Annotated in this window: 15 protein-coding genes and 1 tRNA gene; 6 read left to right on the top strand and 10 right to left on the bottom strand. The window is 66.6% G+C overall.

What is annotated here, in order from left to right; all coding sequences use genetic code 11:
• The first annotated feature begins 16 nt into the window (after positions 1-16).
• Complete coding sequence (locus tag ACNR9O_RS19620; RefSeq protein ID WP_473685657.1) at positions 17-1204, top strand: lysozyme inhibitor LprI family protein; 1188 nt, start codon at positions 17-19, stop codon at positions 1202-1204.
• A gap of 65 nt (positions 1205-1269) precedes the next feature.
• Positions 1270-3144: an MFS transporter gene (locus ACNR9O_RS19615; protein WP_473685659.1), complete on the top strand. Its 1875-nt coding sequence runs from the start codon at positions 1270-1272 to the stop codon at positions 3142-3144.
• Positions 3145-3163: 19 nt separating this feature from the next.
• Here the strand turns inward: ACNR9O_RS19615 and ampE are convergent, their stop codons facing one another.
• From ampE to ACNR9O_RS19575, 8 genes are all read right to left on the bottom strand, one after another.
• A complete protein-coding gene (gene ampE / locus ACNR9O_RS19610) occupies positions 3164-4033 on the bottom strand; it encodes a regulatory signaling modulator protein AmpE (protein ID WP_473685662.1) in 870 nt (289 codons plus the stop codon).
• A 101-nt stretch (positions 4034-4134) separates the two neighbouring features.
• Positions 4135-5127 carry an NAD(+) diphosphatase gene (nudC, locus tag ACNR9O_RS19605; RefSeq protein ID WP_473685664.1) on the bottom strand — a complete coding sequence of 331 codons (993 nt, stop codon included), beginning with the start codon at positions 5125-5127 and terminating at the stop codon, positions 4135-4137.
• A gap of 13 nt (positions 5128-5140) precedes the next feature.
• The gene (gene erpA, locus ACNR9O_RS19600) at positions 5141-5518 is read right to left on the bottom strand and encodes an iron-sulfur cluster insertion protein ErpA (protein WP_473685666.1); all 378 of its coding nucleotides are present in this window, start codon (positions 5516-5518) and stop codon (positions 5141-5143) included.
• Positions 5519-5603: 85 nt separating this feature from the next.
• The gene (locus ACNR9O_RS19595) at positions 5604-6020 is read right to left on the bottom strand and encodes a bactofilin family protein (protein WP_473685668.1); all 417 of its coding nucleotides are present in this window, start codon (positions 6018-6020) and stop codon (positions 5604-5606) included.
• A complete protein-coding gene (locus ACNR9O_RS19590; protein WP_473685670.1) occupies positions 6007-6756 on the bottom strand; it encodes a DUF6776 family protein in 750 nt (249 codons plus the stop codon). The genes ACNR9O_RS19595 and ACNR9O_RS19590 overlap by 14 nt, the downstream gene beginning before the upstream one ends.
• A 119-nt stretch (positions 6757-6875) precedes the next feature.
• Positions 6876-7346, bottom strand: coding sequence for a bacterioferritin (gene bfr, locus ACNR9O_RS19585; RefSeq protein ID WP_473685672.1), 471 nt, complete (start codon positions 7344-7346; stop codon positions 6876-6878).
• Between the two features lie 137 nt (positions 7347-7483).
• Complete coding sequence (locus tag ACNR9O_RS19580) at positions 7484-7681, bottom strand: (2Fe-2S)-binding protein (protein ID WP_473700677.1); 198 nt, start codon at positions 7679-7681, stop codon at positions 7484-7486.
• A gap of 65 nt (positions 7682-7746) precedes the next feature.
• Positions 7747-8310 carry an RNA pyrophosphohydrolase gene (locus ACNR9O_RS19575; RefSeq protein ID WP_473685676.1) on the bottom strand — a complete coding sequence of 188 codons (564 nt, stop codon included), beginning with the start codon at positions 8308-8310 and terminating at the stop codon, positions 7747-7749.
• Positions 8311-8489: 179 nt separating this feature from the next.
• Here ACNR9O_RS19575 and ACNR9O_RS19570 point away from each other — a divergent pair.
• The 4 genes from ACNR9O_RS19570 (at position 8490) to ACNR9O_RS19555 (ending at position 11058) form a co-directional block, all read left to right on the top strand.
• Positions 8490-8566, top strand: a tRNA-Met gene (locus ACNR9O_RS19570).
• Positions 8567-8881: 315 nt separating this feature from the next.
• A complete protein-coding gene (locus tag ACNR9O_RS19565) occupies positions 8882-9562 on the top strand; it encodes a hypothetical protein (RefSeq protein WP_473685678.1) in 681 nt (226 codons plus the stop codon).
• A 76-nt stretch (positions 9563-9638) separates the two neighbouring features.
• Entirely contained in the window at positions 9639-10367 is a 729-nt protein-coding gene (locus ACNR9O_RS19560; RefSeq protein ID WP_473685680.1) for a DUF6683 family protein, read from the top strand.
• 91 nt (positions 10368-10458) lie between these two features.
• Positions 10459-11058: a GNAT family N-acetyltransferase gene (locus ACNR9O_RS19555; protein WP_473685682.1), complete on the top strand. Its 600-nt coding sequence runs from the start codon at positions 10459-10461 to the stop codon at positions 11056-11058.
• An 11-nt stretch (positions 11059-11069) separates the two neighbouring features.
• On the opposite strand, the gene ACNR9O_RS19550 is transcribed toward ACNR9O_RS19555, so the two are convergent.
• Both ACNR9O_RS19550 and ACNR9O_RS19545 read right to left on the bottom strand, forming a co-directional pair.
• Positions 11070-11726: a hypothetical protein gene (locus ACNR9O_RS19550; protein WP_473685684.1), complete on the bottom strand. Its 657-nt coding sequence runs from the start codon at positions 11724-11726 to the stop codon at positions 11070-11072.
• Positions 11727-11745: 19 nt separating this feature from the next.
• Positions 11746-12000, bottom strand: coding sequence for a hypothetical protein (locus tag ACNR9O_RS19545; RefSeq protein ID WP_473685686.1), 255 nt, complete (start codon positions 11998-12000; stop codon positions 11746-11748).
• Positions 12001-12007: the final 7 nt, after the last annotated feature.

Below are 12007 nucleotides of genomic sequence, written 5' to 3'. Positions count from 1 at the left end.
AAAAAGGAGATAACGGATGATCTCGCTGCTTTCCGCCAGGGTTTGGCTGGCTTCTGTTCTGCTGATGCTCGCCGGGTTCGCGGCCGTGCCCGCGCATGCCGCCTCGTTCGACTGCGCGAAGGCGGCTACCGCCGTGGAGAAGGCCATCTGCAGCGACCAGGCACTGGGCAGATGGGACGAGCAGCTGCGCGACAGCTACAGGACACTGCTCGACAACGCACCTTCCGCGAGTCTGCCCGCCTTGCGCGAGGCACAGCGTGGCTGGCTGAAGCAGCGCAACCAGTGCGCCGCCGCCGATCTGGATGCCTGCCTGTCCGATGCGATGAAGCAGCGCGTCAAAGCGCTGGACGCGTCGATCGCCGACGAACAAGTGGCGCTGGACCATGTCATTGTCGGTATCCCGAGTGATCCGGCGGCAGCGGCGCGTGCGTTGCGTGGCTATGGCGGGCCGTTGCCGTCGGCATGGCTGATCTATCTGCACGAGTACGAACCCGAGGCGGGCGTTACCGCCGACGAGGCGCACCAGCGCCTTGCCGTGGCGCTGGCCGGCCTGGACGGCGACAGCTATTCCCGGGACCTTTACCTCGACATAGAAAGCAAGAAGTACAGCAAGGACGGCAATGCGCCGCTCACGTTGCTGCGCATGCTGATCGAGCGCGCGGGCTACCAGAACTACGGCAACGCGCGGCCCTACGTGCATTGCTTCATCTTCGCTCGTCAGGGCGAGGCGGCTTATCGTGCGTTCGGTCCGCTCTACGGATCTTCGCGCGACGGCCAGGCACCCGTTTGTCCACCGCAGGGCGGGCTGTTCGAACTCGCCTCATGGCAGCGTCTGAGGGAAGCCATTGAGCCTGAACTCGACCGCGAGGCGGCCAGGACGGGCACCATCCGGTACGGTTACTACGCCGAGTGGTCGATCCAGGAGCTCCGCGCCACGATGTCGCCCCGCGATTTCCTCAAGCCGCTGTCCGGGCAGAGAGAGGACGATCCGGAGCAGGACATCCGCGACTGGCAGGACAGCGATTCCTGGCCCGCCAAGGAGCGCGAAGCCGTGCTGGCTGCGCTGGCGCCGGCGACGCACGCGACCGCCGGCTGGCTCAGGTCGCAGCGCGGCTTCGACGATGCGGACGCGGCCACGGCGGCCGACGGTATCGTCCGCGCCTGGCTGGGGGGGCGTATGAGCTTCGTCAGCGGCAACCACTGAGGCGTTGCCTTGCGCCAGCCGGTTTCCGGCTAGGCTATGCCGTCGCTCTCAGGCCAAGGACCCGCATGAGCCAGTTCGCCCTGCTAGGCAGCCGCCGTTTCGCGCCGTTTTTCTGGACCCAGGCGCTGGGCGCGTTCAACGACAACGCGTTCCGCAACGCCATGGTGATGCTGGTGGCGTTCCAGATGGGGCTGGACGACCGCACCGTGTCGCTCTACACCAGTCTGGCGCCGGCGCTGTTCATTCTGCCGTTCTTTCTGTTTTCCGCGACGGCGGGACAGCTAGCCGAAAAGTACGAGAAGACGCGCATCATCCGTTTCGTGAAGCTGTTCGAGATCGGCGCGATGCTGCTGGCCGCCGTGGGGTTCTATACGCACCATATCTCGCTGCTGCTGGTGGTGCTGTTCCTGATGGGGCTGCATTCGACCGTGTTCGGGCCGATCAAGTACGCCATCCTGCCGCAGGCGCTGAAACCGCAGGAACTGGTCGGCGGCAATGGCCTGGTGGAGATGGGCACGCAGCTGGCGATGCTGGTGGGCATGATCGCAGGCAATGCGCTGATGCTGATTGCCGGATTCGGGCCGCTCGCGGCGGCGGGGCTGACCATCGCGGTGGCACTGATCGGCTACGGGGCATCACAGCAGATTCCGGCGGCGCCGGCCACCGCACCGGATCTGCGTTTCAGCTGGAACCCTTACACCGAAACCGCCAAGGTACTGAAGCTGACCCGCGCCGACCGTGCGGTATTCAACGCGGTGCTGGGCATTTCCTGGTTCTGGTTCTTCGGCACGGTATTGATCTCGCAACTGCCGAACTACACGCGCCTGAATCTGGGCGGCGACGGTTCGGTGAACACGCTGGTGCTGACGCTGTTTTCGATCGGCACCGGTCTCGGTTCGCTGCTGTGCGAGCGCATGTCCGGGCGTCGTGTGGAAGTGGGCCTGGTGCCGCTGGGTGCGTTCGGACTGACCGTGTTCGGGGTAGACCTGTACTTCGCCCGCTCCGGTCTCGCCGCAACGCACGGGCTGGATTGGCTGTCGTTCCTGCATGCGGGGGGCAGTTGGCGCATTGCGCTGGATCTCACCCTGGTGGGCATGTTCGCCGGCTTCTACGTGGTGCCGCTGTTCGCCTTCGTGCAGAGCCGCGCGCCGCGCGAGCAGCTGTCGCGCATCATCGCCGGCAACAACATCCTCAATGCCTTATTGATCTGCCTTGCGTCGGGTTTCGGGCTGGGCCTGAGCGCGGCGGGGCTGAAGCCGTCGGAGATCTTCCTGGCCACCGCGCTGCTCAACGTCGCGGTAGCGGTGTACATCTTCACTCTCGTGCCCGAATTCCTGATGCGCTTCATCACCTGGGTGCTGGTGAACACGCTGTATCGGGTGCGCGTGGACGGTACGCGGCATATTCCGGAGGAGGGGCCGGCGCTGCTGGTGTGCAACCACGTCAGTTTCATGGATCCGTTGCTGCTGATGGCGAGCCTGCGCCGGCCGGCGCGCTTCGTCATGTATTACAAGATCTTCAATATTCCGTTGCTCAACTTCGTGTTCCGCACCGCCAAGGCGATTCCCATCGCAGGGCAGAAGGAAGATCCTGCCGTGCTGCAGCAGGCTTACGACGCGGTGGATGCGGCGTTGGCCGATGGCGAACTGGTATGCATCTTTCCGGAGGGCGGCCTGACGCCCGACGGCGCGGTCGCGCCGTTCCGGCCGGGCGTATCGCGCATCCTGGAGCGCCGGCCGGTGCCGGTGGTGCCGATGGCCCTGCGCGGCCTGTGGGGCAGCGTGTGGAGCCGGCGCGACACCATGCTGCGGCGCGCGCGCCTGCCGCGGCGTTTCCGTGCACGGGTGGAGCTGGTGGTGGACGAGCCGGTCGCGCCGGAGCAGGTGACACTGCCTGCGCTGGAAACGCGTGTGCGTGAGCTGCGTGGCGATCTGGCCTGAAGCGTAAAGACGCCTCGCGTCAGTGCAGCCATCCGGCGACGACGATCAGCGCTACCACGCTCAGCCACGCCAGCAGCGCGCGCACCAGTGCGCTGCGCAGGCGGCGCAGTTCGCCGAGCACGTCGCTGCGCTCCTGGACATAGCCGTCGCCGGCTTCGATATCCACTTCGATGTCGGCGCGCGCCGCGGCGCCGAGGAAGCCTGGACCTTCGCGCAGCCAGCTGCCGGGAATGGCTTGCCGATGCCATTGGCGCCATGCGCCGATTACCGCGTCCCAATGGCCGACCAGGGCCAGGGTGAAGACCAGCAGCTGCGCCGGCAGCCAGTCGAGGCCGTGCGCGATGGCGCGCGCGAGCGAACGCGCACCGTCGTCCAGCCGCAGCGAGGCGTCGCGACCCAGCGTCTGGGCGAGGCGATACAGCAGGGCGCCGGCAGGACCGAGCACGAAGAACCAGAACAGCACGCCGAAGCGACGCCGCAACGCCGCGTAGGCGACGGCTTCGCCGACTGCGACGGCGTTCCAGGCCACCGGTTCGCCATCGTCGGACAAGGCCTGTGCGGCCGCGTGCCGGCTGGCGCCGTCGGGCGCGCCGAGGATGGCTTCGAGGTCCCCTTCGTAGGCATGCGGACCGAAGCAGTACAGCAGCACCACCAGCGAAAAAATCAGCCGCAGCAGGTCGTGCATCGGCAGCAGGCCGATCAGCCATACCACGATGAGGCACAGCGCCACCGGCACCGCCAGCGTAAGCAGGGTGCGGCCCGTTCCACTGGTATCGGAAAGCTGCGCGACCCAGCGGCGGAAACCGCCATCGCCGCGCCAATGTGCGAGCTGAGGCTGGAAATGCAGCAGGCCGAGGGCAATGAGGGCGGTGAGCAGGCTGACGGCCATGAATGCGGACTCCTAGCGTTGTCCGCATTGTAGCGAGGAGCGTGCGTCAGCCGGGTGCCGCGACGACCGGCTTTTCTTTCTATGACCTTGGTCGCGTGCTCTCAGCCGCGCGCCGGTGCCATGCGCGGCATGCTTGCCTGTTCGACCAGCGCGTCGAGATCGAAGCCGCGCTGCCGCAGCCAGTCCGACAACAAGTGATAGGACACCGATAGCCGCGATGACGGCAGGAAGCTGCCGTCGTGCAGGCCGTCGACGATCTGCTGCGGCGTGAACCAGCGCGCCTCCTCCAGCTCGTCGTCGCGCAGGTGGATCGCCGGTGCCACCGCCTGGGCGAAAAAGCCGACCATCAGCGACGCAGGCAACGGCCACGGCTGCGAAGAGTGGTAGTACACCTCGCCCACGATCACGCCGGATTCCTCGGCGACCTCGCGGCGCACCGCGTCTTCCAGCGCTTCGCCCGGTTCCACGAAGCCGGCGAGCGTGGAGTAGCGCCCCTTGGGCCAGCCGGCCTGTCGGCCTAGCAGGCAGGCGCCTTCATGCTCGACCAGCACGATGATGGCGGCATCCGTGCGCGGGAAATGCAGGCGGCCGCAGGCCTCGTTGGTGCACTGCGCGCGATGGCCGGAAGCGACCAGCACCAGCGGCGCGCCGCAGCGCGCGCAGAACTGCGTCTCGCGCTGCCAGTGGGCGAGGCCCTTGGCGTAGGCGAACAGGCCCGCTTCGTCCGCGGGCAGGCGCAGGCCGGCGTCGCGCAGGCCCGCGCGGTGTGCGTCGAGCGGTGCGTCCAGTTCAGCGGCGCGGTCGGCGTCGTCCACGGCCAGCATGAAATGCGGGCGTCCGTTGGCGAAGCCGAGCAGGCTGGCCTTGACATCGCCGAGGAGACGTTCGCGCTCGCCGGCATCGAGCCAGCGCAGGGCGTCGCCGTCGTTGCGCAGATAGGCCTCGCCCAGGCCGTTCAGCAGGAGGTAGCGCGCGAACGGCGATGCCGCCTGTTCGGCAACCCACGCCAGATCCTCACGCCGCTCGGCGATGCGGTCGAGAATCAGGCTGAGGCCGGAAAAGGTGTTGGGGCGAGGCAGTGAAGCGCTGTCCATGCCCGGGATGGCCTCAGGTGGAGAAGGAGGAGCCGCAGCCGCAGGTGGTCTTGGCGTTGGGGTTGCGGATCACGAATTGCGAGCCGCTCAGGCTTTCCGAGTAATCGATCTCGGCGCCGGTGAGATATTGCAGCGACAGCGGATCCACCAGCAAGGTCACGCCCTCGCGCTGCAGCGCGAAATCGTCCTCGGCCTGGGCCTCGTCGAAGGTGAACCCATACTGGAATCCCGAGCAGCCGCCACCGGTGATGTATACGCGCAGCTTCAGGGAGGGATTGCCTTCTTCCTGAATGAGCTCGTTCACTTTGCGCGCGGCCGCTTCGGTGAAGACCAGCGGGGCGCCGGCGCTGCGGTAATCGGGAACGGTGGGGAGAGGGACGACGGTATCCATCGCTGATCTATGGGGGCGCGGCGGCAAGGGCTCAAGGATAGCGCGTTCCGCGCTCCCTTCCGCAGGTAGGCGCCGAGGGAGCCGCTCAGGCCGGCACCGCATCCTCCAGCTCCGGAGCGGGCAATTCGCGCTTGGCGTCGCCGTCGCGGTGACTCATGCGGCCGTTCACCTGAGCGCCGGCCGACATCTCCAGGGTCTTGTAATGCACGTCGCCATGGACGCGGGCCTGGGGGGCCAGTTCCAGGCGTTCTTCGATGTGAATGTCGCCCTGCACGTGGCCGTTGATGATCGCGTGCGGCACGCGGACGTCGCCCTGCACCTGGCCGTGCTCGCTCAACGTGAAGACCGCATCCGGGCCTTCGCCCAGGACGGCGCCTTCGATGCGGCCGTCCAGGTGCAGCGCGCCGCTGAAGCGCAGATCGCCCTGGATCACCGTGCCACGGGCGATCAGGCTGGTGTCGTGGGCGTTGCTGGCGCGTTCGTTGCGCTTACGGCTGAGCATGGTTGTCCCCTTGTTTGCTGAGAGTTCCGTTGACGGCGTCGCCCCAGGCGACCGTGCGGCTGACCGCGTCGTCTCCGGCGGGCTGCGCGTCGACGTAGATGCGATTGGGGCGGAGATCGGCCGGCAGCACGATGGTCGCGTGCAGTTCCTGGAAGTACTTGAGCCGGAACGGCATGCCGTCCTTTTGCGCGGCGTCGCCGAGCGCGGGCCAGTCCAGCCGCACCACCTTGTCGCCACGCAGCCCTTCCACGCTCACCAGCACTTTGCCGCTGGTTTCCTCGCCGCGCTTGGCGTTCTGGGTGAGCGAGAGCGTGAGGTTCCAGCCCGGCGTGCCTTCGATCGGCTGCAGCCGCACGTCCTGCACGCGCAGGCCGCCCCGTTGGGCGTCGCCGCCGACGAGGCGGGCATAGAAATCGAGATCGGTGCGCAGGCCGCTGATCTCTTCCTCGCGCTCGGCCAGCGTGCTGCGCAAGGAACGTGTGGCGATGTCGTTGACCTGGGCAGCGCGCTGCAGGTTGGAAACCTGCTGCTTCAGGTCATCGTTCTGCGTGTTGAGTGCTTCGAGCTGGCGGTGCTCGGTGGCCGCTGGCGTGGCGTGCCGCACGCTCAGCCCGGTGACCAGGGCGACCAGCACCACGCTGATCAGCCACGCCGCGCCCAGCCAGAGCCAGCGGCGGTGCTGGCCGGCCTGATCGTGCGGGCGCACGATGAAGCGCGGTGGTGGACGTGAAGCCATGCGGGGCCTTCCCGGGAAAAGCCACGGTATAGCCGCGCCGTGATCGGAGCGTCAAGGAACGGCCGCACGCTTCGGCGACCGTTCGGATCGATCCCTGGAATGTGACTGAACGGCGACGTTCAGCTCGACATCTTGCTCTGCAGGTACCGCTCGGCGCCGATGTCCTTGACCAGGCTTTGCTGGGTTTCGAGCCAGTCGATGTGCTCTTCCTCGTCGTGGAGGATGCCCTTGAAGATGTCGCGGCTGACGTAGTCGGCGATGCCTTCGCTATAGGCGATGGCCTCGCGCAGGTCCTTCACCGCCATCATCTCCAGGTCGAGATCGCCCTGGATGCACTCGAGCACGTTCTCGCCGATGCGCAGCTTGCCCAGGTGCTGAAGGTTGGGGAGGCCTTCGAGGAACAGGATGCGCTCGATCAGGTGATCGGCGTGCTTCATTTCCTCGATCGATTCCTTGTACTCGTGTTCGGCCAGTTCGCCGTAGCCCCAGTCCTTGAACATACGGTAATGCAGGAAGTACTGGTTGATGGCGGTGAGCTCGTTGTAGAGCACCTTGTTGAGGAATTCGATGACCTTGGCGTCGCCCTTCATGGTTCTGGTCTCCCTATGCAGTCAGCCGGCGACTATACGGATTCCGTCCATGCGATGACGGAACGTAAATGGGAATGCTTCGCTCACGCGAAGACGCCCGCGAGCGAGCGGGCGTCAGGATAAGTGCGGCTATGGAATCAGGCCGTGACGACGGGCAGCTGCAGCATCACCTGCTCGACTGCCTTGCCCAGGGTCGCGCGGGCTTCTTGCTCGCAGCAGCCGCAGCAGTCGGAGCAGCCCGTGCGGGCCTGCAGTTCGGCGAAGGTGTGCACGCCATCCGCCGCGGCGCGGCGGATGTCATGGTCGGTGACGGCATTGCACATGCAGATGTACATGCCAAGTATGGGAACGCAAATGCGAATGATTGTCAACAATCCAGATGGGGGCCCGGTGCCCCTGTTCAGGCAGCCTGGCAGCCGGGTCGCGGGCCGCCGCCCTGATGGCCGGAATCGTCATCCCGCCGCGGGAGGTTGCCCACATGGATGCTCAGCAGGGCCTCCACCATCGGGGCGAACTGGCGCAGCGCCCGTTCATAGACCTGGCGCTTGAAATTCACCACGTGGTCGGCCGGGTACCAGAAGTCCACCCAGCGCCACAGGTCGAATTCAGGCTTCTCACAAGCGTCGAGACGCAAGGCGTCCTCGCCGCCTACCAGGCGCAGCAGGAACCAGACCTGCTTCTGGCCGATACAGGTCGGACGCTGGTGATGGCGGATATAGCGGCTGGGCAGCTTGTAGCGGAGCCAGCCGCGGGTGGCTCCGATGACCTCGACGTCCCCGGGAGACAGGCCGGTTTCCTCGGCCAGTTCGCGGTACATGGCTTCCAGCGGGGTTTCGTCGCTGCGCATGCCGCCCTGGGGGAACTGCCAGCCGTCGCGATTGACGCGGCGTGCCCAGAACAGGCGGCCGTCTGCGTTCAGCAGCACGATGCCCACATTCGGACGGTAGCCATCGACGTCGATCATGTCTTCTCCTCGGGCAGGCGGGTGCGCCATGAAGCCGGCAACACCTTGTTCCCGCGACCGATTCAACCACAGCCCCGGAAGCAGCGGCAAGCCGAGGCTTGAACGGATTCGCCTGGCCGACTAAACTTCCGCGCCCCCGCCCCGGTGCTTCCCCGCCCGGTCGGCGACGGACTCACCGTGGCTAGGTAGCTCAGCTGGTCAGAGCGCGGCACTCATAATGCTGAGGTCGGCGGTTCGATCCCGCCTCTAGCCACCATTTCTTTTCGCCCCAGTGGCGAAACGGCGAAGAAACCGCGCATTGCGCGGTTTTTTTGTGCCTGGCGTCCGCCACGAGCATGTTTGCGTGACACCCGCTTTGCAATCGCCCCGCCCCGGCCATGGGGATATCCCTAGCTAGGGATCGACCTAGCTGGTCGTCCGGGCGTGCCCGCGGATACTTCGGCTACGGCCCGGGGGCTATGGCAGGACGCGGAGAAGGAGATCCTGTCTGCACGGGGCGAGGCCATCCAGCGTCGAGGGGCGCGCCGGAGGGCCTATTCCTTCCCATACCCATCGACGCAGAGGTATCGCCATGTCGCACGGAATCAACTTCAACTCGATCGCCAACCTTGCCCTGAACGCGGCTTCCGCCTACGCCAGCGGCGGTACCTCGCTGGTGTTCACCACGGCAGCGCGCCAGCTGGCGACCGAAGCGTTCACCAACGTCATCAGCCGCCAGTTCGGCCCCGAGGCCGGTACCCAGGCCAGCGACGCGTTTCGCTCGTCGTTCGCCAGCGATGACACCGCGTCGCTCAATGGCTGGGACAGCAACGCGCTGTCGCAGCAGGCCAATGACGTGATCAACGCCGCCAATCACCAGGGCGCGAACGGTGCGTACACCGGCGACGCCGACCGCTTCCGCGGCGATCTGGAAGACGCCATGTCCAAGGACATCCAGAGCGTCATCAACAATGAGTCGCTGATGCGCCAGCTCAAGAGCAGTTCCGACAAGGATGCGACCGGCGGCGGCGACAGCTGGCTGGTGGCGATCGCCAAGGCGATGGGCAAGATGCTGGGCAACCAGGCGCAGAAGTTGGTGGATCTCACCAACGAGATGTCGCAGCACACCGGCAAGAACGATGCGCAGGTGTTCCAGCAGCTCAATGCCGAGTTCTCCGCGCAATCGCAGATGTTCGGCATCCTGTCCAACTCCTTCAGCAACTCCATCAAGACCATCGGCGACGGCCTCACCACCATCGCCCGCAAGAACTGAGCTTGCGATTTCGCCGGTCGTTCACGCGCGGGGGCTACCATGCCCCCGCGCTGTTTTCGTTCCGGGAGAGGTGCCTATGCAAAGGTTTTCGACCACGATCCTGCTGCTGTTCCTGGCGACCTGCGCGCACGCGCAGTACGACGCCGGCGCCACGGTGGGCATGGGCCAGGGCATGGTGCTCAACAACGGGATCATCGGCTCCAACGTGATGGGCGACGTGATCCTGCAGCAGGGGCGCCAGGGCTCCAGCGGTTCGCGCGGTCTGGGCCAGGTGAGCGCAGCCAGCGTCGCGGCGTTGCAGTTCCACGCGTCTTCGCAAGTCAGCGAGGCGGTGCTGGAGCGCATCGCACGGCAATTCGGCGGCCGCCAGCCGGACGCTTATCGGCAGGCCCTCGTGCGCGACGGCGTACTGGACAAGTTCGATGCGTTGCTGCGCCAGCACGGCTACGACAGTCACAACGTTGCCGACGCTTTCACCGCGTACCTGGTGCTGTCGTGGGACGTGGTGAACAACAGCGATGCGGCGCAGAACCGCGATGGTGTCGATGCCGTGCGGCGGAACATGCAGCGCGCGCTTGCCGGCAATCCGCGTTTCGCCGCGATGCCCGACGCGCAGAAGCAGGAGATGGCCGAGACCTTCGGTTATCTGGCGATGATCGCGACCTCCACGCGCAACGCGCTGCAGCGCAAGGGCGATCAGATGGGTCTGGCTCGATTGCAGGACGGCGTGAACAGCACCGCGCAGAAAATGGGCGTGAACCTTCGCACGATCAAAATGACCTCGCAGGGTTTCGTCGCGCTGTAGCGCACATCTCGGCGCGAACTAGGGAAATCCCCAGCTAGGCAACGCCGGCCGTGCGCGCGAGAGTCGCCGCAGGTAGAGCGAGCAGGCGGCCATGGGCGAAATGGCGGAACGGCACATCGCAGCGCGTCCGGCGGCGCCGGGTCGCGCTGGCGTGGAAGTGGCGCGAAGCAGGCGCATCCGGTTGCGCGAGCTTACCTTCGCGGACATTCCATGGCTCAGCCGTCTATACGCCCAACCGCAGGTGCAGGCCTTGCTGCTGGACGAAAGTCCAACCCGCTTTTTCGAGGTGGCGGCGCTGGTGTCCTGGGTGCAGCAGGTCTACGAAAAGCACCGCGGCCTCGGCATCTGGCGGGCGGATACGGCCGATGGCGAGTTCATTGGCACGTTCTCGCTGATGCCGGTGGAAGCGAGCGGCGAAGTGGAAATCGGCGCGCGCCTCAAACCCGAAGCCTGGGGTCGCTGGTATGCGATCGAGGGTGGACGGCTGCTGTGTCGCCACGCGTTCGCCGCGCTCGGCCTGCCGAGCCTGGTGGGCTATTTCCACCCGGACAACGAGGCGGTCGCGCATATCCTCACGCGCATCGGCTTCCGCGAAACGGCACGCTGCGATTACGCCGGCAAACCGGCTCGTCGCTTCGAGCTGGACGCGGCCTCGTGGGGTGCCAACGAAGCGGCGGTAACGCGGCTCTAGGCGCTTTGATGCTACAGGCGATGCACGATCCAGCCCGGCGGTACGGGCAGGTCCGGTGCGTCGCCGCGCAATGCGGCGCGCACCACTTCGTCCGGCGTGCTGTCCGGCCGCTGCCAGCGCTGCGCAAGGCGATTGAGAATGTCGCGCGTGTCGCGCGTGTATGTGCCTTCGAGCTCGCTGCCCGCATCCGCGCCGAGCTTGCTCGCATACAGCGAGCGCAACTGCGGATTGAGATCGAACAGGGCCAGCAGTTTGCGTACCGCATCGGCGTAGAGCGCTTCTTCCAGCAATGGTCGCTGAGTCTGCTGGCAATGCCACACGGTCAGGTACTCGATGGGGCCGAGCAGGCGCCGCCGGCCCGACGGGCCGGGCGCGCTGCCGTCGCTGGAGCCGCCCCAGGCGCTCAGCGGCCCGCTGGGCAGATCCATGCGCTGCGCGGCGGCGGCCAGCAGGTCGGCCACCAGCTGCTTGGCGGCGGCATCCTCGCTTTCGGCGACGATCATCAGGATCTTCAGGAACACCGGATACGCGTCGTCGCCCAGTTGACGCACCATGCGCTTGGCCAGGGCCAGGCGCAGATCGGTAGACGGTTCGTGCTGCAGGGCGCCGACCAGTCGTCGGGTCGTTTCCAGCAACGGAGCGGCCAGGGGTTGGAGCTGGGCGCTCATGGGCGCGCGCGTCGCCGGCTCAGCCGAGCGGGGCCAGGATGTGGCTGACGATCTGATCCAGATGCGCGCCGTCCGCCCGCTGGCTCGCACCCGCGGCCTGTCCCAGCAGGCGCTCGGCGGCGCTGGTGCCGGCCCACACGTCCAGGCCCAGCAGCTGGTTGCCGTGGCTGGCAGGCAGACGCTGCGCCAAGCCTTGTCCGATCAGCGCGGACGCGCCGCCGATCCCGTCGAGGGATGGCGCTAGCGGACGCGACTGGAGCTCGGCAAGGTTCATGGCACCT

This window comes from Dyella sp. CR10 (genome assembly GCF_055814425.1).
Note: the sequence above shows the minus strand (reverse complement) of the source record. Positions and strands in the feature narration are given on the sequence as shown.